The 25060-nt window shown below is 65.0% G+C and carries 24 protein-coding genes; 11 read left to right on the forward strand and 13 right to left on the reverse strand.

Features of this window, described 5'->3' with window-relative positions:
* The first annotated feature begins 3 nt into the window (after positions 1-3).
* From fabG to gmk, 6 genes are all read left to right on the forward strand, one after another.
* Entirely contained in the window at positions 4-741 is a 738-nt protein-coding gene (fabG, locus tag ACVIGA_RS39455) for a 3-oxoacyl-[acyl-carrier-protein] reductase (protein ID WP_456670286.1), read from the forward strand.
* A gap of 289 nt (positions 742-1030) precedes the next feature.
* On the forward strand, positions 1031-1270 hold the full coding sequence (locus tag ACVIGA_RS39460; protein ID WP_011441358.1) for an acyl carrier protein: 240 nt from the start codon (positions 1031-1033) through the stop codon (positions 1268-1270).
* A 96-nt stretch (positions 1271-1366) separates the two neighbouring features.
* Entirely contained in the window at positions 1367-2632 is a 1266-nt protein-coding gene (gene fabF, locus ACVIGA_RS39465; RefSeq protein ID WP_223968036.1) for a beta-ketoacyl-ACP synthase II, read from the forward strand.
* A gap of 232 nt (positions 2633-2864) precedes the next feature.
* On the forward strand, positions 2865-4124 hold the full coding sequence (gene mltG, locus ACVIGA_RS39470; protein WP_456670287.1) for an endolytic transglycosylase MltG: 1260 nt from the start codon (positions 2865-2867) through the stop codon (positions 4122-4124).
* Between the two features lie 214 nt (positions 4125-4338).
* Positions 4339-5226, forward strand: a complete 888-nt coding sequence (locus ACVIGA_RS39475) for a YicC/YloC family endoribonuclease (protein WP_456670288.1) — start codon at positions 4339-4341, stop codon at positions 5224-5226.
* A gap of 3 nt (positions 5227-5229) precedes the next feature.
* The gene (gene gmk / locus ACVIGA_RS39480) at positions 5230-5883 is read left to right on the forward strand and encodes a guanylate kinase (RefSeq protein ID WP_456670289.1); all 654 of its coding nucleotides are present in this window, start codon (positions 5230-5232) and stop codon (positions 5881-5883) included.
* A gap of 64 nt (positions 5884-5947) precedes the next feature.
* Here gmk and ACVIGA_RS39485 read toward each other — a convergent pair whose 3' ends face one another.
* Positions 5948-6988, reverse strand: a complete 1041-nt coding sequence (locus ACVIGA_RS39485; RefSeq protein ID WP_456670290.1) for a hypothetical protein — start codon at positions 6986-6988, stop codon at positions 5948-5950.
* A gap of 168 nt (positions 6989-7156) precedes the next feature.
* Here ACVIGA_RS39485 and ACVIGA_RS39490 point away from each other — a divergent pair, with 168 nt between their 5' ends.
* Positions 7157-7618: a hypothetical protein gene (locus ACVIGA_RS39490; protein ID WP_456670291.1), complete on the forward strand. Its 462-nt coding sequence runs from the start codon at positions 7157-7159 to the stop codon at positions 7616-7618.
* A 103-nt stretch (positions 7619-7721) separates the two neighbouring features.
* Here the strand turns inward: ACVIGA_RS39490 and ACVIGA_RS39495 are convergent, their stop codons facing one another.
* From ACVIGA_RS39495 to lptF, 9 genes are all read right to left on the reverse strand, one after another.
* Positions 7722-8231 carry a hypothetical protein gene (locus tag ACVIGA_RS39495; RefSeq protein ID WP_456670292.1) on the reverse strand — a complete coding sequence of 170 codons (510 nt, stop codon included), beginning with the start codon at positions 8229-8231 and terminating at the stop codon, positions 7722-7724.
* A gap of 30 nt (positions 8232-8261) precedes the next feature.
* Positions 8262-9623 carry a caspase family protein gene (locus ACVIGA_RS39500; RefSeq protein ID WP_456670293.1) on the reverse strand — a complete coding sequence of 454 codons (1362 nt, stop codon included), beginning with the start codon at positions 9621-9623 and terminating at the stop codon, positions 8262-8264.
* Between the two features lie 143 nt (positions 9624-9766).
* The gene (locus tag ACVIGA_RS39505) at positions 9767-10825 is read right to left on the reverse strand and encodes an alcohol dehydrogenase (RefSeq protein WP_375780649.1); all 1059 of its coding nucleotides are present in this window, start codon (positions 10823-10825) and stop codon (positions 9767-9769) included.
* A 19-nt stretch (positions 10826-10844) separates the two neighbouring features.
* Positions 10845-11699: a 16S rRNA (adenine(1518)-N(6)/adenine(1519)-N(6))-dimethyltransferase RsmA gene (rsmA, locus tag ACVIGA_RS39510; RefSeq protein ID WP_223968028.1), complete on the reverse strand. Its 855-nt coding sequence runs from the start codon at positions 11697-11699 to the stop codon at positions 10845-10847.
* Complete coding sequence (pdxA, locus tag ACVIGA_RS39515) at positions 11700-12701, reverse strand: 4-hydroxythreonine-4-phosphate dehydrogenase PdxA (RefSeq protein WP_456670294.1); 1002 nt, start codon at positions 12699-12701, stop codon at positions 11700-11702.
* 17 nt (positions 12702-12718) lie between these two features.
* On the reverse strand, positions 12719-13666 hold the full coding sequence (locus ACVIGA_RS39520; RefSeq protein WP_456670295.1) for a SurA N-terminal domain-containing protein: 948 nt from the start codon (positions 13664-13666) through the stop codon (positions 12719-12721).
* A gap of 112 nt (positions 13667-13778) precedes the next feature.
* Positions 13779-16148 (reverse strand): LPS-assembly protein LptD, encoded by a 2370-nt coding sequence (locus tag ACVIGA_RS39525; RefSeq protein WP_456670989.1) that lies wholly within the window; start codon positions 16146-16148, stop codon positions 13779-13781.
* 125 nt (positions 16149-16273) lie between these two features.
* Entirely contained in the window at positions 16274-17371 is a 1098-nt protein-coding gene (gene lptG, locus ACVIGA_RS39530; protein ID WP_092113464.1) for an LPS export ABC transporter permease LptG, read from the reverse strand.
* Positions 17368-18534, reverse strand: a complete 1167-nt coding sequence (lptF, locus tag ACVIGA_RS39535; RefSeq protein WP_223968024.1) for an LPS export ABC transporter permease LptF — start codon at positions 18532-18534, stop codon at positions 17368-17370. The genes lptG and lptF overlap by 4 nt, the downstream gene beginning before the upstream one ends.
* 371 nt (positions 18535-18905) lie before the next feature.
* Between lptF and ACVIGA_RS39540 the strand changes: the two genes are divergently transcribed.
* From ACVIGA_RS39540 to ACVIGA_RS39550, 3 genes are all read left to right on the forward strand, one after another.
* A complete protein-coding gene (locus ACVIGA_RS39540) occupies positions 18906-20408 on the forward strand; it encodes a leucyl aminopeptidase (protein WP_456670296.1) in 1503 nt (500 codons plus the stop codon).
* A gap of 20 nt (positions 20409-20428) precedes the next feature.
* Entirely contained in the window at positions 20429-20881 is a 453-nt protein-coding gene (locus ACVIGA_RS39545; protein WP_456670297.1) for a DNA polymerase III subunit chi, read from the forward strand.
* Positions 20882-20984: 103 nt separating this feature from the next.
* Positions 20985-21536 carry a hypothetical protein gene (locus ACVIGA_RS39550; protein ID WP_456670298.1) on the forward strand — a complete coding sequence of 184 codons (552 nt, stop codon included), beginning with the start codon at positions 20985-20987 and terminating at the stop codon, positions 21534-21536.
* A gap of 23 nt (positions 21537-21559) precedes the next feature.
* Here the strand turns inward: ACVIGA_RS39550 and ACVIGA_RS39555 are convergent, their stop codons facing one another.
* From ACVIGA_RS39555 to ACVIGA_RS39565, 3 genes are all read right to left on the reverse strand, one after another.
* The gene (locus ACVIGA_RS39555; RefSeq protein ID WP_456670299.1) at positions 21560-23422 is read right to left on the reverse strand and encodes an ABC-F family ATP-binding cassette domain-containing protein; all 1863 of its coding nucleotides are present in this window, start codon (positions 23420-23422) and stop codon (positions 21560-21562) included.
* A gap of 107 nt (positions 23423-23529) precedes the next feature.
* A complete protein-coding gene (locus tag ACVIGA_RS39560) occupies positions 23530-23700 on the reverse strand; it encodes a hypothetical protein (RefSeq protein ID WP_223968019.1) in 171 nt (56 codons plus the stop codon).
* Between the two features lie 239 nt (positions 23701-23939).
* Positions 23940-24203 carry a sulfur globule protein precursor gene (locus tag ACVIGA_RS39565; protein ID WP_092125576.1) on the reverse strand — a complete coding sequence of 88 codons (264 nt, stop codon included), beginning with the start codon at positions 24201-24203 and terminating at the stop codon, positions 23940-23942.
* A 349-nt stretch (positions 24204-24552) separates the two neighbouring features.
* Between ACVIGA_RS39565 and ndk the strand changes: the two genes are divergently transcribed.
* Complete coding sequence (ndk, locus tag ACVIGA_RS39570; RefSeq protein ID WP_050425938.1) at positions 24553-24975, forward strand: nucleoside-diphosphate kinase; 423 nt, start codon at positions 24553-24555, stop codon at positions 24973-24975.
* Positions 24976-25060: the final 85 nt, after the last annotated feature.

A 25060-nucleotide genomic window follows, 5' to 3' on the forward strand; every position in this document is an offset into this window, starting at 1 on the left:
TCGATGTTTGATCTGACTGGCAAGACGGCGCTCGTGACGGGCGCAACCGGCGGCATCGGCGGCGCGATCGCGCAGGCGCTGCATGCGCAGGGCGCGACGGTCGCGATTTCGGGGACGCGGCGCGAGGTGTTGGACGGCTTCGCGGCCAAGCTCGGCGAGCGCGTTCATGTGCTGCCGTGCAATCTCTCCAGCAAGGATGACGTCGAGGCGCTGGTGCCGGCGGCGGAAGCTGCGATGGGGCAGGTCGACATCCTGATTGCGAACGCCGGCATCACCCGCGACAACCTGTTCGTGCAGCTGCGCGACGAGGATTGGGACGACGTGATCGCGGTCAACCTGACCGCGACATTCCGCCTGGCGCGCGCGGCGACCAAATTGATGATGCGCAAGCGCTTCGGCCGCATCATTGCGATCACCTCGATCGTCGGCGTCACCGGCAATCCGGGGCAGGGCAACTACACCGCGTCAAAGGCCGGCATCATCGGCCTGGTCAAGACGCTGGGCGCCGAATACGCCAAGCGCGGCGTGACCGCGAACTGCATCGCACCGGGCTTCATCAAGACGCCGATGACCGATGCGCTCAACGACAAGCAGCGCGAAACCATCCTGGCGAAGGTTCCTGCGGCGCGGCTCGGAACGCCCGAGGATATCGCTGCGGCAGCCGTCTATCTGGCCTCGAACGAGGCCGCCTACGTCACCGGCCAGACGATTCACGTCAACGGCGGGATGGCTATGATTTGAGTTGGTTGCTGGCTCTCGCAATGCGGCGAAAAGCCGTTTTCGGGAGCCAGTTCAGGCGTGTAGTCAAGGCTTGGGAAGTATGATAGCTGAACCCCCTATGGATGGGCAAAGAACGCCATTGCAGGATTTTGAAACCCTGTATATTGGCGTGGCGACGCCTGCCGTTCGCCGGGGCTTTAATCGGCTACGACCGGGCCGAATCAAGACTATGCGCGACTGAGTAATCGAGACGACCACGATGGCTCGTATCGTCTTGGGGTCGGGTCCAATGGAACAACGAGGTTGAACGATGAGTGAGATTGGCGAGCGGGTTAAGAAGATTGTGGTCGAGCACCTTGGTGTCGAACCCGAGAAGGTGGTCGATGGCGCGAGCTTCATCGATGACCTCGGCGCCGACAGCCTCGACACGGTCGAGCTCGTGATGGCTTTCGAAGAAGAATTCGGTTGCGAGATTCCCGACGACGCCGCGGAGACGATTCTGACCGTGGGCGACGCGACCAAGTTTCTTGAGAAGAACGCGAAGAGCTGACGCCGATCGCGAAGTTGACGGGGCCGGACGGACCGTGATCAAGCGGTCCCCCGGCTTCTTACTATCAGCCGCGCATTGCTGGCCGGAGACGTTGAAATGAGACGGGTTGTCGTCACGGGGCTGGGCATGGTTACTCCGCTCGGCTGCGGCGTTGACGCAACTTGGGCGCGTATCCTCGCCGGCGACAGCGGCGGCAAGAAGATCGACACCTTCGAAGTGTCCGACCTGCCGAGCCAGGTCGCCTGCTACATTCCGCGCGGCGACGGCTCCAACGGCACCTTCAATCCCGATCAGTGGATGGAGCCGAAGGACCAGCGCAAGGTCGACGACTTCATCCTCTATGCGATGTGCGCGGCCAGGCAGGCGCTCGACGATGCCGACTGGCATCCGAAGTCCGATGAGGACCAGTTCGCGACCGGCACGATGATCGGCTCCGGCATCGGCGGCCTCACCGGCATTGCCGAGACCGCGGTGCTGCTGAAGGAGCGTGGACCGCGCCGGATCTCTCCCTTCTTCATTCCGGGCCGCCTGATCAATCTGGCGTCCGGCTACGTCTCGATCGAGCACGGCCTGAAGGGGCCCAATCATGCGGTCGTCACGGCGTGCTCGACTGGCGCGCACGCGGTCGGTGATGCGGCACGGCTGATCGCTCTCGGCGACGCCGAGGTGATGCTTGCAGGCGGCGCCGAATCGCCGATCTCCCGCATCGGCATTGCCGGCTTCTGCGCGGCGCGCGCACTGTCCACCGGCTTCAACGACACACCGGAAAAGGCATCGCGACCGTACGACAAGGACCGCGACGGCTTCGTGATGGGTGAGGGCGCCGGCATTCTGGTGCTCGAGGAATACGAGCACGCCAAACAGCGTGGCGCGAAGATCTACGCCGAGGTCACCGGCTACGGCCTGTCGGGCGATGCCTTCCACATCACCTCGCCGCCGCCGGACGGCAATGGCGGCTTCCGCAGCATGAGCATGGCACTGAAGCGCGCCGGACTCGTCGCATCCGATCTCGACTACATCAACGCGCACGGCACCTCGACGCAGGTCGGCGACGAGATCGAGCTCGGCGCGGTCGAGCGTCTGCTCGGCAACGCGGCTTCGAAGGTCTCGATGTCGTCGACCAAGTCCGCGACCGGACATCTGCTCGGCGCTGCCGGTGCGATCGAGGCGATCTTCGCGGTGCTGGCGATTCGCGATAATGTGGTGCCGCCGACCATCAATCTCGACAATCCGTCGGTGCAGACGGCGATCGATCTTGTGCCGCACACGTCGCGCAAGCGTGACGTGAACGTGGCGCTGTCCAATTCCTTCGGTTTCGGCGGCACAAATGCCTCCGTGATCGTGCAGCGCGTGACCAATTAGTAGGTCGCTAGAGCGTTTTCGAGCGACGCGGGTACTGGGTACCGGTTCGCGTGAAGAAAACGCGTCGATATAAGAATCTGAAGTCCCGTTCAGGTGCGATCGGAACGGGACTTTAGAACTAGTCCACCGTTTTGCCGTATTCCGCGGTGACTCCTAATAGCGGGCGTATGCTATTGGCAGGGCAGGGGTTTGTCCGGCCACGATTCAACCGGCAGGATATTGGTTTGCATCGATGAGTGAGAGGCCGCCCATTTCACCGAGGAGTCCACGTGCGGCGCTGGAGCCCGAACAGGTTCCGCCGCCGCCCAAGCGTTCGGATCGCGCCCGCAATCCCTTCGTGATCGTCGGCAATGCCATCTTCACCATCCTGATCATCCTGATGATCGGTGCCGGGGCCACCTATTACTACGGCAAGCAGACGCTGGAATCGCCGGGGCCGCTGCAGGAAGACAAGATCGTCAACATCCCCGCGCGTGCCGGCAAGCGTGACATCGCCGACGTGCTGTCGCGCGAGGGCGTGATCAACGTCAATCCGTGGGTCTTCATCGGCAGCGTGTTTGCGCTGAAGGCGAGCTCCGACCTCAAGCCCGGCGAATACTCGTTCCAGAAGAATGCGAGTCTGCGCGACGTCATCGCCACCATCGTCGACGGCAAGGTGGTGCAGCACGCCATCACGATCCCTGAAGGTCTGACCTCGGAGCAGATCGTAACGCGGCTCACCGACAACGACATCTTCACCGGCTCGGTGCGCGAGATTCCGCGCGAGGGCACGCTGTTGCCGGAGACCTACAAATTCCCGCGCGGCACCACACGCGACCAGGTGATCCAGCGGCTGCAGCAGGCGCAGAAGCGCGTGCTCGCCGAGATTTGGGAACGCCGCAACACCGACTCGCCGTTGAAATCGCCGGACCAACTGGTGACGCTGGCCTCGATCGTCGAGAAAGAAACCGGTCGCGCCGACGAGCGCAGCCGTGTCGCCGCCGTGTTCGTCAACCGCATGCGGCAGAGGATGAAGCTGCAGTCCGACCCGACCATTATCTACGGACTGGTGGGCGGCAAGGGAACGCTGGGGCGTCCGATCAAGCGTAGCGAGATCACGCAGCCGTCGCCCTACAACACCTATGTGATCGACGGCCTGCCGCCGGGACCGATCGCCAATCCCGGCCGCGCCTCGCTGGAGGCGACCGCCAATCCGGCGCGCACCCGCGACTTGTTCTTCGTTGCCGACGGAACCGGCGGCCACGCCTTTACCGAAACCTACGACCAGCACGCGAAGAACGTCGCCAAGCTGCGCGCGTCGGAAAAGCAGATCCAGAACGACACCGTCGAGCCCGCGGATGATCCGGCGCCAGCCGCGGCAGCGCCTGGGGCGGCCGACACCAATCCCACGGCGGCCACGCCGGCGAAGCCCACCAATCAGAAGAAGCCGCCGCGCAGTGGTCGCCAGGGCGCAGCCCAGCAGACCGTTTCGCCGCCGGTTGTGCAGCGCTAAAGCGCGATGCGATCAACGCGCTTTAGCTTCTTGTTCGAGCATGGTCTTTCGGAAATCCGCTTCACGCTTTCCCGGACCTTGCCGTAGCTCTGCATTTCCCGAGGGGGGACGTAATTCCACTTTCACGGAATCCGTTCTAAGGTCGCACCGGCTGCCCACGAGTCTCGTCGTCTCCGGGTGAGTCCCATATCCTTCTGTTGGAGAGTTTCACGCGATGGCGCTATCGAGCATGACCGGCTTTGCCCGAAGCCATGGCGCGAGCGGTCCCTATACGTTCGAGTGGGAGCTGAAGTCGGTCAACGCCAAGGGCTTTGACCTGCGCTTGCGGCTGCCGCCGGGCTGGGACGAACTGGAAGCCCTCGCCAAGAAGCGGGCCGGCGAGTTGCTGTCGCGCGGCACGGTCTACGCCAATCTCAGCGTCAAGCGCACCGATGCGGCGCAGACCATCCGGATCAACGAGGATGTGCTGGCCGCGGTCGTGAAGGTCGCAGGTGAGCTCGCGCAGCGGATCGACGCGGTGGCGCCGAGTATCGACGGGCTGCTCGGCATCAAGGGCGTCATCGAGGTGGTTGAGCCTGCGAGCGATGAGGACGAGGACAAGGCGGCACGCGAGGCGGCGGCGAAGGCGTTCGAGCAGGCGCTCGGCAGCCTCGTCGAGATGCGCCGCCGCGAGGGCGATGCGCTGGGCCAGATCCTGATGCAGCGGATGGACGAGATCGAGCGGCTCGCCAGGCGCGCCGAGACGGCTCCCGGCCGCAAGCCCGAGGCGATCAAGGCGCGGCTTGCCGAGCAGATCGCGGCGCTGCTGGAGACCTCCGATCGCTTCGATGCCGACCGGCTGAGCCAGGAGGCGATCCTGATCGCCACCAAGGCCGATATCCGCGAGGAGCTCGACCGTATCGCCTCCCACATCGGCCAGGCGCGCGAGATGATCGGCAAGGGCGGACCGGTCGGGCGGCGGCTCGACTTCCTCGCCCAGGAGTTCAATCGCGAGGTCAACACCTGCTGCTCGAAGTCGAACGACGTCGAGCTGACCAATACCGGGCTTGAAATGAAGAACGTGGTCGAGCAGTTCCGCGAACAGGTCCAGAATCTGGAGTGAACGATGACGGCGCAGGGTTTTGACGGCGTTGAGCGGCGCGGACTGATGTTCGTCCTGTCGTCGCCCTCGGGCGCCGGCAAGACGACGCTGTCGCGCATGCTGATCGACCGCATGCCGGGGTTGAAAATGTCGGTGTCGGCGACCACGCGGCCGAAGCGGCCGGGCGAGGTCGAGGGGCGCGACTATTTCTTCGTCGACAAGACCAAGTTCGAGGCGATGGCCAAGCTGGGCGAACTGCTGGAATGGGCCACCGTGTTCGACAACCGCTACGGCACGCCGCGCGCGCCGGTCGAGGCTGCGCTGGCGGCCGGCGAGGACGTGCTGTTCGACATCGATTGGCAGGGCACCCAGCAGTTGCGCGAGAAGGCGCGCGCCGACGTCGTCAGCGTCTTCATCCTGCCGCCGTCGGCGGCCGATCTTGAGAAGCGGCTGCACACCCGTGCGCAGGATTCCGAAGAGGTCATCCGCGGGCGGATGAACCGCGCCACCCATGAGCTGAGCCACTGGGCGGAATACGACTACATCGTCGTCAACCAGAACGTCGACGACGCCTTTGCCGAGGTGCAGTCGATCCTGAAGGCCGAGCGGCTCAAGCGAGAGCGCCGCACCGGCCTCACCGAGTTCGTGCGCGGGCTGCAGCGCCAGCTCGAGAAGTAACCCGCCGGAACCATAATGCGATCCGGGGATCGCATCATGTCTCATCTGCTTTCTTGAGCGCTTTTTAGTTCGCCGCGCTGCGCGCCAGCCGCTGCAGCATCGCCGCGATCTGCTTGTTGTCTTGCTCGGTTTGATCCGGCTCGCGCGGCGTCTCGCGGCGAGCGACCGGCGTCTCGGCGCGGCGCGGAACCGGTGTCTCCGACCGGCGCGGCGCAGCCTCCGACAGGCGCAGCGGACGGTCGCGGTCGACCACTGCCATCGGCGGCGCCGGTTCGGTGTGGAGTGAATCCCAGGGCGCACGCCATTCGTCGCTGATCTCATAGGGCGGCGTACGGGTGCGGGTCAGCCCGAACACCAGCGCGCTGACCAGGCCGGCCAGCGCCAGCGCGCCGACCATCACGATCAGCAGCATCTGCGTCGAGGAGGACGACTTCTCGGTGGACGCCTCGGCCGTCACGGGGGCGGCGGGTGCCGGTGCGGCTGCCGGTTGCGGCGTCGCATCGGCCTGCGCGACCACGGTCGGCTGATCTGCGGGGTGCCGGGTTCCGTTGGTTCCGGCCATGCTCGATGCATCCAGCCATCTGGCGTTCACCTCCGATGCCTGGCCGTTCGGGCCGCTGGGCGCGGCGGATGCCGTCGGGGCGGTCGTTGCCGCGGTGCCGGCCTGACCGGCATCTGCGCTCGGCGCCGGCGCGGTCGCCGCCTGCTGCGGCGAGGGCCACTCGGCATGCGCGTCCGCGACGGACTTGCGCATGGCCGGCTGGGGCGCCGGCTGGCTCCGTGGCGGCGTTGTATCGGCGGTCGCGATGTCCGGCGCGGCGGCCGTTGGCTGCTGCTGCGTCGCCGCGGTCTTGGCGACGGCCTTGGTCTTGGCGTCACCGAGATACCAGCACTGCTTCTTGGTGCTGCGGTCGAGGTGGTAGAACCAGTGGCTCCCCGCAGGCGCGGTTCCCTTCGGCGCGGACTGACAGCTATCCGCGGTCTTCGCATTCGCCGTAGTGGTGCTCGCCGTGCTGGCGGCGGTCTGGGCCATGGCTGTGAAGTTGGCAGCGGCCAACATGCTGACGGCAAGCGCCGCAGCGAATTTCGCTGAACGATTTGACATACGCGTCCCCGGTATTCTTTTTTACGCAAACGCTGGTGCAGCCAATCTCGGTAAAGAGTTGGGTCGCAATGCGCCGCAAATCCGGAACGGGTAGGGCTTAATTGAGGCTCGCGGCGGACCGCAATTGCGGCGCGCCGGTGGCAGAGCGCATGCTGGCTCGCTCAGGGAGTGGACTACCGCTTTGACGCAGTCCAGCGGCCCTTGCATCCGTCAGATCGCACGAATGAGCCGGAACCGCTGCGGCCCGAGAAACGGCCCGAACTGGTCCAGCTCAAGCCGCCGGCGGACCCGCTGCCCGTCGTGGATCCGTTGGGGCTGACTTGCCCGGAGCTCAGCTCTCCTGAAATGCTGCCGCCGGAGATCACCAGTCGTTCAGTGCTGGAGCCGCAGGGCGAGCCCTCTGCGACAACCACCCACGCACCATCGAAATTGCCGCTGCCGCCACCGCCCTCGCTGCCGGTCTTCCGCGTGGCGCGGCGCGGCACCTCCGAGCTCTTGCTTCGCGCCGGCGTTGACGGCGCGACGGCGCGCGGCGACTGGCGCGTCCCGGACAGCGACTTCTCGTCATTGCCGATGCTGCCGCCGCTGCTATCGGACTGCGCGAACGCGGCCGTTGAACCCGCGAGGTAGAGCAGGGCAGAGAACAGGATCGTTCGGGCGTTCGGTTGAAACATCGTTTGCATGGTCGGGCGTGTCCAAATTCTTGCTTTGCAAATTCAGGGTCCGAGCCTCGCTATTGTTTTGTGGCGGTCCAGGTCCCGCTGCAGCCGTCGGAGCGGCGGAACGTTCCCGAGCCATTGCGGCCGGACAGACGGCCCGAACCGATCGAGGTTACGCCGTTCGAGCGCAACACGGACCGCGCCGCGCCATTGGGGCTGACGGATCCGGTGAGGCCTTCGCCGATGATCCTGCCGCTCGTGACCACGACCGCGCCGGAGGCGGTGCCACCGCAGCCCACCGAGGTAACCACCCAGGCGCCGTCGGTGCTGCCACCGCCACCACCTCCGCCGCTCCTGCGCGCGGTGTGGCGAGGCTCCTCCGATTCCGGCTTGCTGCGCCGGACCGGCCGATCGGGTTCGACGGAGCGCGGCGCGGCGCGCGAGCCGGACAGTGATTTCTCATCATTGCCGCTGCTGCCGCCGCTGCTGCCGGCTTGCGCAAGCGCGGCCGTCGGACCGAGAGCGAAAAGGAGCAGGGCGGAAAACAGGACGGTGCGAGGCAGTGAGCGAAACATGCTTTTCATTTTCAGCTCTATCCAATGTGATCAATCAATTCAGTGCCCGGAGCCGTCAGCGCAGACGGCATCGATAATGCGGCAGGATTTCCCGGCCTTGCCGCATTCGTCAAGCGCGGCGGTCTTGGCGCGATCGAGCGTGTCGCGCTGGATCAGCGACCAGGACTTGGCTGATATCGCGAACGCGCCGCAGCGCGATCCGTAGAAGGAAAGCTCGAGGGTGCATTTGGCGCCGCCGCATTTGGTGCGCGCGTCGTCGACCGCGGCACGTCGTGACGCATGCTTCCACGAGATGCCCCATTTATCGATATCCGGGCCGTAGACGATCGACCCCCAGGGTTGCAGGTCCTCCATCTTGCGCAGCCGCGTCAGGAGGCCCTCGGTCGCTTCGCCGGTCGGCGTCATCGCGACCTTCTCCTGGAATTTGCTGATCGCCGCACGCATGCCGTTCCTGCTGTCGAGCGGCTCGGGATCGAAATTGTGCTCATAGAGCCGATCGCTCAATTCGCGCAGCAGCGCGACGTCCTTGATCGGGATGCGATCGGGATCGGGCCGCAACGTGCCCGGCAATTGCGGCTCGGGCTGCGGCGCGACCGCAACCTTTTGCTCGGCGGCCACCGGGGGCACGAAATAGAACGTTCCGTCGATCGGCGACGACGAGACCCAGGGCTGTTGCGAGCCGCCGGTCTCGCGCTTCACCGCAAGTCCGACCTGGTTGAAGGTCTGGAAGATTTCGAGGCCGGCGAGCTTGATCGTGGCGGCCAGTGCCTTGGTGTAGGGGCTGTGGCCGCCGGTGCCGTCCTGCGCGACGTTGCCGGGCTGCGTGGCGTAGGAGATCAGGGTGCCCTCCGGGGCGCGCATTTGTGCCAGGCCGCCGTCTGCGGCGCGCAACCCGCGTCCACCGAACGGGTTGTTCCGGCAGGCATCGAGGATCACCATGTTGAGCCGTGTGCCGGAGCCTTGCATCTGCCTCAGCACCAGATTCACGTCGAGCATCTGGAAATCGACGTCGGCCTCGCGGGTGGCGTTGGCGCTGACCGGGACCAGGTAATTCGCGCCGGAGACCTGGACGCCATGGCCTGCATAATAGAACAGCGCGACGTCAGCGCCCTGCACCTGCCGGCCGAAGCTCTGGACGGCGATGTCCATCGCCGGCTTGTCGAGATCGAGCTGGGCGCGGCCGCCGACCAAGGTGAAGCCGAGGCCTGCCAGCGTCTCGGCCATCAGGGCGGCATCGTTGCGGGGATTGTCGAGCCGCGTCACGTTCTGGTAGGCGGAATTGCCGATCACCAGCGCGACGCGCTTTTCGGCGGCGGCCTGCGCCGCGCCGACGAGTGCTTGCCATAGCAGCGCCAGCAGCGCCGCAGCCGCCAGGCTCCTGCCTTGCACTGCTCCGTGCATGCCCCGTACCCTCTCAGCCTCGCCGGAAGATTACCAGCGCGCGCGGCAGGACAAAAGCAGCACTCAGGCCCGCAAGGCGCGACCAAATGGGCTCATAAGGGGGATGTCCCGCCGGCGGTCGCGCGGCCGGCGGGACGTCTTCGTCAGTTCTTCAGCACGATGCGTCCGACGACCTTGCCGGCGCGCAGCTCTTCGATCCATTTCTGGACGTCGGCCATCGGCTCTTCCTTCATCGGGGTCGGCTTGATCTTGCCGGCCCGGGCGAGCGCCATCAGCTCCTGGCCCTCGGCGAGCGTCCCCACCATGAAGCCTTCGATGGTCATGCGCTTGTAGACCCATTGCACCATCGGCAGCGTGAACTGGCCGCCCATCAGGCCGGACACCACGATCTTGCCGCCACGCGCGACGGTCGACACCGCAAACGCCATCGACTTCTCGTTGCCGGCAAAGTCGACGACGCCGTCGAAGCCGCCGTCGCTCTCCTTCAGCATGCGCTTGACGACATCGGGCTCCGCGGGATCGTAGGCCGCCGCCGCACCGTTCTTCAGCGCGGTTTCACGCGCCGCCGGGCTGAGATCGGCAACCGCGATCGGCTGCTTGAACATCGCCTGCGCGAACGACAGGCCCATCATGCCGACGCCGCCGAGGCCGATCAGCAGCAGATTGCGCTGGCGCGGACGATCGACCAGGCGCTTCAGCGCGCCGTAAGCCGTGACGCCGGAGCACATCAGCGTGGCGGCCTGATTGACCGGCAGCGGATCGTAATCGAGCAGGTATTTCGCGTCGGGCACCAGCACGTGGGTGGCGAAGCCGCCGTCGATCGAGACGCCGAGGAAGCGCTGCTTGGCGCAGAGATTCTCGTCGCCGGCGAGGCAGTCGCGGCACTGGCCGCAGCCGATCCAGGGGAACACCGCCTTCTTCGTTCCGACCAGATCCTTCGACGCATCGGGACCGACCTCGTCGACGACGCCTGCGATCTCATGGCCGAGTGTGAAGGGCAGCGTCATGCCGCGGGTGGTGTCGAGCTTCTTGCCGCCGCCGAGATCGGCGTAGCCGTCCTGGATATGGAGATCGGAATGGCAGAGGCCGCAGCGCTCGATGCGCACCAGCACTTCGCGTCCCTGCGGCTTGGGCGTGTCCACGATGGTTTCGCACAGCGGTGCGTCGAATTTCACGAGGGATTGGCGGACCATACGCGCCATTACGTTTTCTCCTGATGTTCTATTTTGTGGACCGTATATCGGCCAATTCCCTCGCCATGGCAACAAAGCCCGCGACCGGAATGGTTTCGGCGCGCCGCGTCGTGTCGATCTGGGCTGCGGCAGCAAGCCGCGCCGGATCGACCGACAGCGATTTCAGGCTCTGGCGCAGCATTTTGCGGCGCTGGCCGAAGGCGGCAGCCGCGACCTGCTCGAGCATGCGGCGGTCGCACGGCTCCGGCGCGGCGCGCGGTATCAATCGTACCACCGAGGACGTGACCTTCGGCTGCGGCACGAAGGCTGCGGGCGAAATGTCGAACAGGATCTTGGTCTCGGCGCGCCAGTTGGCGAGCACCGCGAGCCGGCCATAGGCCTCCTCGTCCTCATGCGCGACGATGCGCTCGGCGACCTCGCGCTGAAACATCAGCACCATGGTGTCGTACCAGGGCGGCCACGGCTCGATCGACAGCCAGTCGACCAAGAGCTGGGTCGCGATGTTGTAGGGCAGGTTGGCGACGATCTTGGCCTTGCCGCCATCGAGCAAAGGACGCGGATCGAAGTGCTGCGCGTCGCCATGCACGATCTCGATGCGGCCGGGATAGCGCTTGACGATATAGTCCAGCGCATCGATCGCGCGCTCGTCGCGCTCGATGGCGATGACGCGCTTGGCGCCCATCGCAAGCAGTGCGCGCGTCAGTCCGCCGGGGCCGGGTCCGACCTCGATCACGGTTGAATCTTCCAGCGGGCCCGCGGCACGGGCAATGCGCGCGGTGAGATTGAGATCGAGCAGGAAATTCTGGCCGAGGGATTTGCGCGCCGACAGCGAATGCTCGCGAATGATGTCGCGCAGCGGGGGCAGATCGTCGATCGCGCTCACTTAGCTTGATGCCGCGGCCATGCGCGCGGCGAGCCGGAGTGCGGCGATCAGGCTCGACGGATTGGCCTTGCCGGTGCCGGCGATATCGAAGGCGGTGCCGTGATCGGGTGATGTCCGGATGAAGGGCAGGCCCAGCGTGACGTTGACGGCGTCCTCGAACGCGACGGTCTTGATCGGGATCAGCGCCTGGTCGTGATACATGCAGAGCGCGCAGTCATAGGTCTTGCGCGCGGCTGCGTGGAACATGGTGTCGGCCGGCAGCGGACCGCGGGCGGCAATGCCGTCGCGGCGCAGAATCTCGACCGCAGGCGCGACGATCTCGACGTCTTCCATGCCGAGCGTGCCGTCTTCGCCGGCATGCGGGTTGAGGCCGGCGATCGCAAGCCGCGGCGAGGCGAGGCCAAACCGCGCCTTCATGTCGGCGACCACGATTCGCGCGGTCGAGACGATCAGGTCGGTCGACAATTGCGCCAGCGCCTCGCGGACCGACAGATGGATCGTCACCGGGACGACGGCGAGCGACGGCGACCATAGCATCATCACCGACTGCGGCGCGGGCCCGCCGCGGGCGGCAAGCTCGGCGAGGAATTCGGTGTGGCCGGGATGGCGGAAACCGGCGCGGTACAGCACGTTCTTGGCGATCGGATTGGTGACGACCGCGCTGGCCTTGCCCGACGCAACATCGGCGACGGCCTGACGGATCGACGCCAGCGCGGCATCCGCGCTCGTTCCGTCCGGCTTGCCCGGTTGCGCCGTCGCCGCCTTGCCGGTCGCAACGACGGGCAGGGCCCGTGCAAATGCCGCGGATGCCTCCTCGGCGTTGACCTCGGCAAACTCGACGACGAGCCCGAGCGTCCTGGCGCGCTCGGCCAGGGCCGCGCGGTCACCGAGCAGATAGAACGGCGGAAGGTCGAGTTCGCGCCGGCGCAGCCACGCGGCGAGTGTGATGTCGGGGCCGATGCCTGCGGGCTCGCCGCATGTCAGTGCGAGAGGTTGAGCCATGCGTCAACGATAGTCGATCATCGCCCGCCTGGATATTCGATCATCGCGGCTTTCCGGACTTCCTGCAGGTAGGCTTTCGACTTCGCCTCGTACTTCTGCACGTACATCTTGTCCCGCATCTCACGCTTCTTCGGCGTGTCCACGGTGGTTGCCTTCCGGCCGCAGAGGGCGACCATTTCGACGCCCTGCTTGGTGAGTTCGGGAGGGGTGAGGTGGCCGACCGGGGTCTTGTCCAGGATGTCGCGCAGCGCCTGCGGCAGGTCGGCCGACGTCTTGACGACGATCTCGCGGATCGCGGCGTTGCGCATCGACTTGAAGAAGGTGTTGGCTTCCTCGCAGCTGGTGACGCGCTCGCGCAGGGTGTCGGCTTCCTTGCGGCGGTTCTCGAATTCGGATTGCGGGGAGCCGCGGGGCACGATCAGCACGACCGGCTGCATCCGGTATTCGAACGCCTCGGCGTCGGGCGCTTCGCCGGCCCCCTTGACCGCGGTGTCGACGTCCTTCTCGCCGACCTGCAGGCTTTCCTTGAAGCGGCCGCGGACCAGGCTGGTCCAGACCATGTCGGCCCTGATGCGTTGCTTGAGCGTATCGGGGCGGATGCCTTTGCTTTCGAGGACCTTGGTCAGCTGGTCGTTGTTCAGCCGCATCCGCTGCGCCATCCCGCCATAGGACTGCTCGATGTCGTTGGCGGTGGGATCGACGCCGAATTTCTTGGCTTCCTTGATCTTCAGCTTCTCGTCGATCAAGTCGTCGAGGACGGTTTTGCGATCGGGGGTCTTGCCGCCGGTCAGCGCGTTCAGCTTGGCGCGCTGCTCGATGTCGAAATTGGTGATGGGTTCGCCATTGACCATCACGGCGATGGTCTGGGCGTGCAGTCGCGCACCGCCTCCCAACAGGAGGAAAAGAGCCAGCAGGGAACTCAACACTAGCTGATAGCAGCGCCTTGGCAGGCTAGCGGTCGTCATTGTGGTCATGTCAGCCGTTTAAACCAATTCAAGCCGGGGCCACAGGCCCGCGGGCAATACAAGCCCCCAATTCAAGCCCCCAATACATGGTCCTTGGCAGGCTCCTCGCTCGCTACTGCATGCCAGCCGAGCTGCTGGTCGTGGAGGTCTGGGCGATCGTCCGCAGCCCGATCTGGAACATGAACGCATGGCTGAGGACGGGCGGCTGCGAGCCTGCCTGATAGGTATAGGACGTGATGTAGTTGGCAGCCAGCACGAAGCAGTCGTCCACATAGCCCGCGCCGACGGCATACTGGTTGATCTTGTTCGCTTCAAGGTCCCAGCGCGCCGCACCCTGAACCACCCAGTTCGACGCCACCTTGACCGATCCGCTGGTGAGGATGCCCTCGCGGCGCGTCAGGTAGCCGAGTTCCGGCTGCGCTGCGTAATCGCCGTAGGTCACGGCGATCGACCAGCGGTCGAAGTTCGCGCTCGCCGTAGCCTCGAACCGGTTGATGTTCCAGGTCGCTTCATCCATCCGCGAGCGGACGCTGAAGGTGTAGGTGCGGTTGGGCGAATAGGCGAGGCTCGCGACATAGTCCGAGCGCGGGTTCTGCAGCCCGGAGTCGATGCCGGTATTGGTCATATCAGCGACCGCGAACGAGTTCAGCCCGAACATCTGGTAGGACTGCCCGAACATCCCCTTGACGCTGCCGCCGTGATCGAACTGCGTGGTGGCCTGCACGCCGACATTGGCGCGGCTGCCGCCTTCGACACGGTCGTAGCCGGAGAACTTGTCGACCGCGAACAGGTTGCTGGTGTCGAACACCAGGCTCTGCGCGTCTTCGTTCGGAAGCTTGCCGGCATTCGGCTCGTTGGGCCGGATGATGACCTGCGCGATCGGCTCGACGGTGGTCGTGCCCCACGGCTGCACATTGATGAAGGGGTAGCGGTATTCGAGGCCGACGGTCGGCATGAAGCGGACCGTCTGGGTGTCGCCGACCGGCAGGAAGTTGGAAACGCCCGGCTGGTTCGAGATGTCGGCGTTGATGGCATCGGCGCGGACGCTGGCGAACGGCGTCCAGATCTGGCCGAGCGGGTCGGTATAGGACTTGCGCCACTGTGCCTCGGCCGTCAGCCTTGTGTAGGTGCCCGGCATGCCGCGCAGCAGGCACTGCGACGGCGTCCGAGCCAGCGGATCGGCGGACGTCAAACTGCACAGGCCAGCGGTGTTGGCGATCGTCGTGATCGGGTCGAACACCGCGGTTTCGCGGGTCAGGTTGACGAAGTTCATCTTGTAGCTGAACTCGCCGCCCAGAATGTTGTTGTTGATCACGTTGTTGTAGTCGATGACGGGCGCGACCACGGGGACCTGGTTCTGGTTGCCCGAGTAGCTGAGATAGTAGATCGCCCGCGCGTCGAAGAAGCTGCGGTTGCCGACGCCGGTCAGATAGAGCTGCGAGATCGCTTCCGTCGGCAGCGACAGGAACGATCCGAACGGATCCTTGTACTGCGCGAGCCGGTAGTCGGACATGAAGAAGTAGTCGGACAGCACGACGCCGTCCCAGCCCCAGACCCATTTGTCGTTCAGCGCGAACTGGCCCTTGGTGTCGACGCCCCAGCGGAAGTCGCGGTCGCCCGGCTGGCCGGTAAACTGACCCCGATCGAGCTGGTCGATGCCGTAGAGCCTGATCTGATAGGAGCCGTCCACGAAGCGCTGGCGGAATTCGGTCTGCAGCAGCACGCCCTGCTTCGAGGTGATGCGCGGACTGAAGGTCGCGTCCATGTCAGGCGCGATCGCCCAATAATATGGAATTTCGACGCCGTAGCCGAACGCCGTGTAGGTGGTGAAGCCCGGCATCAGGAAGCCGCTCTTGCGCTTCACGGTCGGATCGGGCGTCGAGAAATAGGGCATGTAGGCCATCGGAACGCCGAAGAACTCGAGCTGGGCGTTCTCGAAATAGAGCATCTTCTTGGTCTGGTCATGGATGATGCGCGCGCCCTTGACCTGCCAGAGCGGCGGCTTCTTCGGATCATCCTTACAGGGGGCGCAGGCGGTATAAACGCCGTTGTCGAACACCGTGTAATTGCCGCTGGACCGATCGGCGCGGGTCGCCGCCATGCGGGTCTGGTCTTCAGTGTCGACGCGCAGCGAATCGACGAACCCGTCGCGGTAGTCGTCGCTGAGATCCAGGATGTTGGCGTAGGTGATCTTGCCTTCCGCATCGGTCATGCGGATGTTGCCTTCGGCATGAAGACGCTTGGTCTTCTGGTCGTAGATGACCTTGTCGGCCTCGACGCTGGTGCCGTTGTAGAACATCTGGACGTTGCCGACGGCCGAGATGCGGCTGTTGTTGTAGTCGTAATCGACCTCGGTCGCCTGAACGAGCATCTGCCCGTCGTTCTTGGCCGGCGGCCGCACCGGCTTCGGCGGCCGAGGATTGTAGGTAAACGACTGCGCGGCAGCCGGTGTCGACGTGACGACGTCGAGCGCGCTGACCATGACGAACGCGGCAAGCAGAGCAGAAATCGAAACGCCAAACGCGGCCATGCGGCTCCGTTGACGGCGCAGGGCACTGCGCCGCCCGAATGCAGGCGACATCAACTGGCGGGCGGCGACAGTAGCCACTACCCGTCCTCCTGGTACAGCAAGGCTAAGAAACCGGTGAGGCTACCCACAACGACAGGCAACCACGCCGCAGCGATGGGATGCATCAACTCAGCCTTGCTCAAATCTTCAGTTACTTTCGACAGGACGTAGAGCAGAAAGCCTGCGCCCACGCCACTCAAAACCATCTTCTGCACGCCGCCCATCCGGAAGAAGCGGAGGCTCACAGAAGCCGCCAACATCACCATCGCAGCCAGCAAAAACGGCTGCGCGATAAGCTTGTGATACTGCAAGCGATAGCCGGCCGTCGCGAACCCTGAGCTCTCCGACGAACGGATGTAGTTCGGCAGTTGCCAAAAGGACACAGTTTCGGGGGTGGAGAAACTGTTGCGCACCTGTGCCGGGGTCAAGGTGGTGGTCAGGTAGAAGGTGTCCTGGTCCACCGGAGCCTTGTCGAGGGTGTATCGGCGTACTCCCGTGAACGCCCAGCGGCCTTCTTCGAGCGTCGCTTCGCGGGCCTCGATTCGTTCTTTGAACTGCAGCGCCGTATCGAATCGGAACACCGTGAGGCCGGTCAGCCGGATGCCTTGCTGCTCACTGCGAGCCGCATTGATGATCGCCTGACCTTCGTCGTTGATCTGATTGAGCCAGAAGCCGGACGCGTCCTGGATGCCGCCGCCGGGCGCCGAGCCAAACAGCTCGGCCTCCATTCGTTTGGAGAGCTCGCGCAGATTGGCCGACACTGGATTGTAGGCGGTGGTCGCGAAGATGCCGAGCACGATCGCACTGACCAGCGCCGGCGAGATGAATTGCCAGGCCGAGACGCCGGCGGCGCGCGCCACGACGAGCTCTAGCCGCCGCGACAGCGCGAGATAGCAGGTCATCGCGCCGATCAGCACGCAGAACGGCATCAGTTTCTCGAGCAGCTGCGGCACGCGGAACAGCGAGGTTTCCGCGACCGTGATCGCGGAGGCCCCGACCAGGCTCGACGTCTTGCGCACCATCTCGATGTAGTCGACCAGCACGAGCAGCACGAAGATGCCCGCGAACACGCCCACCGCCGCGACCACGAAGCGGCCGGCGAAATAACGCCCGAGCGTATTTGTGACCATGCTCATGCGGTGGCCGGCCTCCGGAAGAGGCGCGCAATGCGTTCGTTGTTCCTGTTGATGACTTCCATCAATGCCGCCGGCGGTTCGACGACCACGCCGCCGACGATCATCCAGATCCCGACGCCGATGCCGGCGAACAGCATCAGGTATTGCACCAGAGCCGCCAGCGGCGTCTTCACCGCCATGACGGAGCAGGCGAATCCGACCATGCGCAGGCCGAACACCGCGAACACCGAGCCGCCGATCGAGAAATTGCGGCTCTGCCGCGTGGTGCGTGGCGCGCCGAGGAAGGCGAAGGTGAGGGCCGCGAACGCGAACGGATAGATCGGCGCCATGAAGCGATCATGCAGCTCCGCGAAGAACTGGCCCGACAGCTGCTGATAGGTCTGGTCGTTCTCGTCCGGCCACATCAGCTCCCACAGGTAGCGCTCGCGAATTCCGAGCGTGACGTCGCGGCCCTGCGAGAATTTCGACATGTCGAACGCGTAGCGCTGAAACACTACCAGCGTCGGATCGCGCTTGCCGACCTCGAATCGCTCGAGATTGCCGTCCTCCAGCACGAGATATGAGCCGCTCTCGTTCTTCAGCACGGTGCCGTGGTCGGCGACGATGGTGACGCGCTGCTGCGGATCGCGGCGATCGTCGACGAAAACCCCGCCGAGCACGCCGGCGGGCAGGCGCTCGCGGATCCGAATCGTCAGGTTCTGATCGAGCTGGGCAAAGCGGCCGGGCTGCAGGATGTTGGTCAGCACGTCGGCGGTGATCTCGGCATCCCATTGCTTGATTCGGCGCATGCCGTCGGGGGCGAGATAGGCGCCGATGAAGGCGACCAGCGCCGCCACCACGCAGGTGGCGAAGAAGAACGGCCGGAACAGCCGGAACGGCGAGAAGCCCGCCGCGTTCATCACGATGATCTCGGAATCGGTCGCGAGCTTGTTCAGCGTGTGCGAGATCGCGATCATCAGCGCGATCGGGGCGATGATCAGGATCAGGGCGGGGATCACGAGGCTGGTGATGCCGAGGAAGGTGAGGATGGTCTGACCCTGGCTGGTCATCAGGTCGATGCCGCGCAACGCCTGCGTAATCCAGATCACGCCGGTAAGGCTGACCAGGACAAGCGCAAACGACGCCAGCGTCGTTTTGAAGATGTACTTGTCGATCGACCCCATCGCTACCGCACGGCCCCCAAGACCCCCTTCACGCAACCAGACGCACGGCTTTCGACCAATCCCGTCAACCCGGGTTCCCCTATGGTCGAGCCGCGGACTCGTCCGGCTCACTCTCTGTTCACAATCTCACTACCATCCCTTTGATCCGTCAACAAAATGGCTGGGCCAAGGCACGCTTAATTTATGGTTAATTAATCGCTTTTGTGGCCTTCCGGCCACTCCGGCGCTTGGCAGCGGCGCAGCCGGCAGGTCATAGTGTGCCACAAGCCCGGTCCGGGCCGCTTACGGACCGCCATCGCAATGCTCACCCCTGCGTGCCGGAAGGGCCGCCTCAGGCCCGAGCAACACCCTGAGTTCTGGAGGATTTTCCTATGTCCGACGCCGTCAAGGTCGGCTTTGTCCCGTTCTCCGCGTCCGCCCGCGGCATTCTGGTCGCCTTTTGCGACGAGCAATTGAAGCTCGGAGCCGCCACCCGGAAGACGCTCGGAGCTGCCGCCGAGACGGTCAAGCGGGCCGCGGCCGCCAACCAGTTCAAGGGCAAGAGCGGGGCGGCCTTGGACATCCTGGCGCCGGAGGGAATCAAGGTCGACCGGCTGATCGTGATCGGCACCGGCAAGGTGGCCGACCTCAAGGAGAAGGATCTGCTCAAGTTCGGCGGCGTGGTGGCCGGCAAGCTCAACGCCGGCAGCGGTGCAATGACCGTCCTTGCCGAACTGCCCGATGCCGCGATGACGGCGGGGCAGGCGGCAACGGTCGCCACCGGCATCCGCCTGCGTGCCTACAAGTTTGACCGCTACAAGACCAAGAAGAAGGACGGCGAGGACGGCACCGTGCGCGCCGACGTCTCGGTCGCGGTCGACGACGTCGCTGCTGCCAGGAAGGCGTTTGCGCCCGATTCGTCCATCGTCGACGGCGTGAACCTGGCGCGCGAGCTCGTCAACGAGCCGCCGAACGTGCTGTATCCCGAAGAGTTCGCGCGCCGCGCAAGCCAGCTGCGCAAGCTCGGCGTCACCGTCGAGGTCCTCGACGTCAAGGCGATGACCAAGCTCGGCATGGGCGCGCTGCTCGGCGTCGGGCAGGGCTCGGTACGGCCCAGCCGCACCGTGATCATGCGCTGGAACGGCGGCAAGAAGAGCGAGGCGCCGGTTGCATTCGTCGGCAAGGGCGTCTGCTTCGACACCGGCGGTATCTCCATCAAGTCGGCCGGCGGCATGGAGGATATGAAGGGTGACATGGGCGGCGCGGCCTGCGTGGTCGGGCTGATGCACGCACTCGCGGCGCGCAAGGCCCGCGTCAATGCGATCGGCGCCATCGGCCTCGTCGAGAACATGCCCGACGGCAACGCGCAGCGTCCGGGCGACATCGTCACCTCGATGTCCGGCCAGACCGTCGAAATCATCAACACCGACGCCGAAGGGCGCCTCGTGCTCGCAGACGTGCTCTGGTACGTCGCCAAGAAGTGCAAGCCGAAATTCATGGTCGATCTCGCAACGCTGACCGGCGCGATCATGGTCGCGCTCGGCACCGATTACGCCGGCTTGTTTTCCAACAATGACGAACTCGCCGAGCGCCTCGCCAAGGTCGGCCTCGAGACCGGCGAGAAGGTGTGGCGGATGCCGCTCGGTCCCGAATACGACAAGCAGATCGACTCGCAATTCGCCGACATGAAGAACACAGGCGGACGCAATGGCGGCTCGATCACGGCTGCGCAATTCCTGCAGCGCTTCGTCGACGGTACGCCCTGGGCCCATCTCGACATCGCCGGCACCGCGATGGGCGCGCCGAAGACCGAGATCAATCAGAGCTGGGGCTCCGGTTACGGTGTCCGGCTGCTCGAGCGGCTCGTCTCCGATTATTATGAAGCCAAGAAGTAATATAGAGTGTCGGCCGGCGCATGACCGAGGTTCTGTTCTACCATCTGCAGAACATGACGCTGGAAAGCGTGCTGCCGCCGCTGCTCGAGAAGTCACTCGAGCGCGGCTGGCGGGTGGTCGTGCAATCGACGTCGCAGGAGCGCGCCGAGACGCTCGACGCGCATTTGTGGACCTACAGCGACGATTCGTTCCTGCCGCATGCGAGCGCGCGTGTGGCCGACGCCCAGGACCAGCCGATCGTCCTGTCGATCGAGGAGGGCAATCCGAACCGGGCCAATGTCCGGTTCCTGGTCGACAACGCGGCGCTCCCGTCCGACTGCGACAGCTACGAGCGCTTGGTCCTCGTGTTCAACGGCGACGACCCCGACGCGGTGGCTTCGGCGCGGGAGAGCTGGACCGCTTGCAAGGCCCGCGGCTTCGAGGTCACCTATTGGCAGGCCGACGAGCGGGGACGCTGGCAGCGGCGCCAATAGCGATATCGACTAATTAATGATAATTCGACGTTTCCTCGGGCGGGTCACGGTCATGCCGCAAAGTGATGTTCGGACAAGCCCTTAGGTAGAGGGGTTAGGAGCCTTGTCGATCGTGCGTGATGGAACATTCAGTCGGAAGTCGCTGCTGGCGTTGCTGGTACTTGCACCTGGCCTTGCCGGCTGCTCGGGCGCGTCCGACATCTTTTCGCGTGACGCGGATTGGTTCTCGCGGCCTGGACGCGTGTTCATCCGCAACATCTCGATCGAATCGCCGCCGCTGACGCCCGACAAGCCGGTGACCAATGACGATCTCGTCAGTGCCGACGGAAGCTGCCCCGGCATGGCGCCGCCGGCGGGCGCTGCTGATGCAAATGCGCAGGCTCCCGGTGCGCCGCCGCCGCGGCCGACGGGCGGCAGTGTCGCACTCGGCCACACCGAATGCGACGTCGTGCGCGGCATCGGCGCCCCCGACAGCGTGAACCTGTCGAGCGGGCCGGGCGGCGAGCGCGTTGCGGTCGTGACCTGGTCTCGCGGCGCGCGCGCCGGCATCTATACGTTCTCCTCGGGACGCCTGACGTCGGTCGAGCGCGGTCCGGATGCAGCGCCGGAGCCGAAGCCCGCGAAGCCGAAGAAGAAGAAGTCTGCGCACGGCTAAACCCCGGGCGCTTCCTCGCAAATCTAGCTCGCGGCTTCGTCGAGTTCGGCGCTGGCTTCCAGCCATTCTTCCTCGGCGCGTTGCAGCGCGCTCTCGGCGCCGGCGCGCGCCTTGGTCAGCTGTGCGGCTTGCTTGGGATCGCGCGTGAAAATATCGGGCAGCGCGAGCGCGGTATCGATCTTTGCGATGATACCATTGATGCGCTCGATCTCGCTCTCGGCCTGCGCGACCCGTTGCCTCGGTGAAGCGCGCTTCTCATTGCGGATACGCTCCGGCTTGGCCGGCTCCCTGACGCGCTCACGCGACACGGTCCGTCCGTCATTGGCCGACAGGATCATGCGTCGATATTCGTCGAGATCACCGTCATAGGCCGTCACGGTCTGGTTGGCGACGACCCACAGGCGATCGGCGCAGGCCTCGATCAGATAGCGATCGTGCGAGACCATCATGATGGCGCCGGGGAATTCGTTGATCGCCTCCGCCAGCGCCGCGCGGCTGTCGATGTCGAGATGGTTGGTCGGCTCGTCCAGGATGATCATGTTGGGGGCGTAGAACGTCGCAAGCCCGAGCAGCAGCCGCGCCTTCTCGCCGCCCGACAGGCTCTTCACCAGCGTGTCGCCGGCCTTGCCGGAGAAGCCGATCGCGCCGACGCGGCCGCGCACCTTGCTCTCCGGCGCCTCGGGCATCAGCTTGCGGATGTGATCATAGGGTGAGCCGTCGAGATTGAGCTCGTCGACCTGGTGCTGGGCGAAATAGCCGACCGACAATTTGTCCGCCCGCGTGATCCTGCCTGCGAACGGCGCGAGCTTGCCTGCCAGCAGCTTGACCAGCGTCGACTTGCCGTTGCCGTTGGAACCGAGCAGCGCGATGCGGTCGTCGGGATCGACGCGCAGCGTCACGCGATTGAGCACGGGCTTGCCCGGCTCGTAGCCGACCGAGACGTCATCGACCGCGATGATCGGCGGCGACAGCAGCTTCTCCGGTGCCGGAAACGAGATCTCGCGAACGTCCTGGGTCACCAGTGCGGTGATCGGCTTCATCCGCTCCAGCATCTTGACGCGCGACTGCGCCTGCCGCGCCTTGGAGGCCTTGGCCTTGAAGCGGTCGACGAAGTCCTGCAGGCGCTTGCGCTCATCGGCCTGCCGCTTGGCGTGCTTGGCGTCGAGCAATTCGCGCGCGGCGCGCTGCTCCTCGAAGGAGGAATAGGTGCCCTTGTAGAGCGTCAGCTTGCCGCGATCGAGGTGCAGGATCTGATCGACCGAGGTGTCGAGCAGATCGCGGTCGTGGCTGATCACGATCACCGTGCGCGGATAGTTCGCAAGGTGGTTCTCAAGCCACAACGTGCCTTCGAGATCGAGGTAGTTGGTCGGTTCGTCCAGCAGCAGCAGATCGGGTGCGGAGAACAGCGTCGCCGCCAGTGCCACGCGCATGCGCCAGCCGCCGGAGAATTCCGCGCACGGCCGCGCCTGGTCTGATGTCGAGAAGCCGAGGCCGGAGAGGATCGCGGCGGCGCGGGCCGGGGCGGAGTGAGCGTCGATGTCGACCAGCCGGGTCTGGATATCGGCGATCCGGTGCGGGTCGTGCGCCGTCTCGGCCTCGCGCAGCAGCGCGTCGCGCTCGAGGTCGGCCTTCAGCACGACGTTGATCAGGCTTTCGGGCCCGTCGGGTGCTTCCTGCGCGAGGCTGCCGATCCGCCAACGCGGCGGAAGCGCGATGCTGCCGCTCTCGGTCGGGAGCTCGCCCCGGATGGCATGAAACAGCGTCGACTTGCCGACACCGTTACGGCCGACAAATCCGACGCGTGCGCCGGGCACGATTTGCACAGAACTGTGATCAATCAACAGCCGCCCGGCGATCCGGACTGAAATGTCAGTAATGGAGAGCATGCAGCGTTGTCACCGGACCCGCTGCCAAACGCAACCCGTCTGTCGGTAAAATCTCTCCGGACGGCTGTTGCAAAAACGCAATGGGGCTGCCGGTCAGCCCGCATTATCTAATGGCGCTCGTTTTCCCGGCGTTGCATTTCCTCGAGCAGCTGTTGCAAGCGGGACGAAAGTGCGGGTTCTGGCCGCATGCTTTGCTGGAGCCGTTCACCCACGGCATCGCAGATGTAACGGCAGGTCTTGCGATCAATCTGATCAGGATCGTTGTCGGTCTGGGTCATTGTCATCGTCATGGCTCTTGGCATGTGCCTTGGAATGTTTCTTGGAATGCTTCTTGGCGAGTTCCATCTCGCGTGCTTCGTAAATCCTGCCATGACAAGTCGCGACCCCCGAATTTGGTTTCGGTTCCGCCTCACTCTCGCCTTGAGGTAGTGAGGCGGGTTCCCAGGCGGGCACAAAAAAGCCCCGGCGCGAGGCCGGGGCGAAGCAAGTCAGGGGAGCAGTCGACAGAACAGATGGATCAGTAGCAGCGATTGACCAGGCGCCAGCGGGGTCCCCACGGGGTCGGCACGACGCGGCGCACGTAGCAGCCGCCACCGTAGCCGTAGCCGCCGTAGTAGGCCGGCCCACCGACGATGACGCGCGGGCCGCCCCACCAGCCGTGGTGCCATCCGCCGTGCCAGCCGCCATGCCAACCACCCCAGGCCGAGGCGGAGGTCGGGGCGAGTGCAGCGGCACCGAGCGAAATTGCGGCAACGGCAGCGAGCGATAATTTGCGTAACATGATCGTCTCCTCGAGGTATGGGCGCGCGTGACGCGCCCGCGGTGACATCGTTTCCCGAGACGTCCTGTGAGGCTTGCGGATGGGGGGCCAGCAAGGCGTCCGATCGGTGGAGAGCCTAGGCGGCTGCAGCTGAACGGCAGCGGCACGGCGCTGTCAGAATGGGTTCACCTAAGTGAAATCGCGGTAAGTTGGCCGAGCCTGTCGCTGTCCACAGACCGCCCGGACGACGGTTTTTGTCGTGAAAATCCATCAAAACTAAAGGCTAACGCGTCACAGGGTCGCTTGCCGTTACCCCATCGCGCCGATATAAGCCCCGGCAACTCCCAGCCACGTTTACAAGGACGAAATCATGGCGATTGAACGCACCTTTTCGATCATCAAGCCCGACGCCACCGAGCGCAACCTGACCGGCGCGGTCAATGCGGTGATCGAGAAGGCGGGGCTGCGGGTCGTGGCGCAGAAGCGCATCCAGATGACCCGCGGCCAGGCCGAAACCTTCTATGCCGTCCACAAGGCACGCCCGTTCTTCGGCGAACTGGTCGACTTCATGACCTCCGGCCCGGTCGTGGTCCAGGTGCTGGAAGGCGAGGGCGCCATCCTGAAGTATCGCGACGTGATGGGTGCGACCGATCCGTCGAAGGCCGCCGAAGGCACCATCCGCAAGCTCTATGCGAAGTCGATCGGCGAGAATTCGGTGCACGGTTCGGATGCGCCGGAGACCGCGGTGATCGAGATCGCGCAGTTCTTCGCCGGCAACGAGATCGTCGGCTGACGCCGCATAACTGAAGTGACGCGGTCTCCTGGGGAGACCGCGTCGAAATGAACTGGGAGCGGCGGGCCACCGCCGCCAGGGGCGG

It is taken from the genome of Bradyrhizobium sp. USDA 3240 (assembly GCF_054063295.1).

Excerpts from the sequence above, each read along its gene's own strand:
- fabG (WP_456670286.1), top strand. The coding sequence starts at position 4 with ATGTTTGATCTGACTGGCAAGACGGCGCTCGTGACGGGCGCAACCGGC.
- ACVIGA_RS39460 (WP_011441358.1), top strand. The coding sequence starts at position 1,031 with ATGAGTGAGATTGGCGAGCGGGTTAAGAAGATTGTGGTCGAGCACCTT.
- fabF (WP_223968036.1), top strand. The coding sequence starts at position 1,367 with ATGAGACGGGTTGTCGTCACGGGGCTGGGCATGGTTACTCCGCTCGGC.
- mltG (WP_456670287.1), top strand. The coding sequence starts at position 2,865 with ATGAGTGAGAGGCCGCCCATTTCACCGAGGAGTCCACGTGCGGCGCTG.
- ACVIGA_RS39475 (WP_456670288.1), top strand. The coding sequence starts at position 4,339 with ATGGCGCTATCGAGCATGACCGGCTTTGCCCGAAGCCATGGCGCGAGC.
- gmk (WP_456670289.1), top strand. The coding sequence starts at position 5,230 with ATGACGGCGCAGGGTTTTGACGGCGTTGAGCGGCGCGGACTGATGTTC.
- ACVIGA_RS39485 (WP_456670290.1), bottom strand. The coding sequence starts at position 6,988 with ATGTCAAATCGTTCAGCGAAATTCGCTGCGGCGCTTGCCGTCAGCATG.
- ACVIGA_RS39495 (WP_456670292.1), bottom strand. The coding sequence starts at position 8,231 with ATGAAAAGCATGTTTCGCTCACTGCCTCGCACCGTCCTGTTTTCCGCC.
- ACVIGA_RS39500 (WP_456670293.1), bottom strand. The coding sequence starts at position 9,623 with ATGCACGGAGCAGTGCAAGGCAGGAGCCTGGCGGCTGCGGCGCTGCTG.
- ACVIGA_RS39505 (WP_375780649.1), bottom strand. The coding sequence starts at position 10,825 with ATGGCGCGTATGGTCCGCCAATCCCTCGTGAAATTCGACGCACCGCTG.
- pdxA (WP_456670294.1), bottom strand. The coding sequence starts at position 12,701 with ATGGCTCAACCTCTCGCACTGACATGCGGCGAGCCCGCAGGCATCGGC.
- ACVIGA_RS39520 (WP_456670295.1), bottom strand. The coding sequence starts at position 13,666 with ATGACGACCGCTAGCCTGCCAAGGCGCTGCTATCAGCTAGTGTTGAGT.
- ACVIGA_RS39525 (WP_456670989.1), bottom strand. The coding sequence starts at position 16,148 with ATGGTCAGCGCGCTCGACGTCGTCACGTCGACACCGGCTGCCGCGCAG.
- lptG (WP_092113464.1), bottom strand. The coding sequence starts at position 17,371 with ATGAGCATGGTCACAAATACGCTCGGGCGTTATTTCGCCGGCCGCTTC.
- lptF (WP_223968024.1), bottom strand. The coding sequence starts at position 18,534 with ATGGGGTCGATCGACAAGTACATCTTCAAAACGACGCTGGCGTCGTTT.
- ACVIGA_RS39540 (WP_456670296.1), top strand. The coding sequence starts at position 18,906 with ATGTCCGACGCCGTCAAGGTCGGCTTTGTCCCGTTCTCCGCGTCCGCC.
- ACVIGA_RS39545 (WP_456670297.1), top strand. The coding sequence starts at position 20,429 with ATGACCGAGGTTCTGTTCTACCATCTGCAGAACATGACGCTGGAAAGC.
- ACVIGA_RS39555 (WP_456670299.1), bottom strand. The coding sequence starts at position 23,422 with ATGCTCTCCATTACTGACATTTCAGTCCGGATCGCCGGGCGGCTGTTG.
- ACVIGA_RS39560 (WP_223968019.1), bottom strand. The coding sequence starts at position 23,700 with ATGACCCAGACCGACAACGATCCTGATCAGATTGATCGCAAGACCTGC.
- ACVIGA_RS39565 (WP_092125576.1), bottom strand. The coding sequence starts at position 24,203 with ATGTTACGCAAATTATCGCTCGCTGCCGTTGCCGCAATTTCGCTCGGT.
- ndk (WP_050425938.1), top strand. The coding sequence starts at position 24,553 with ATGGCGATTGAACGCACCTTTTCGATCATCAAGCCCGACGCCACCGAG.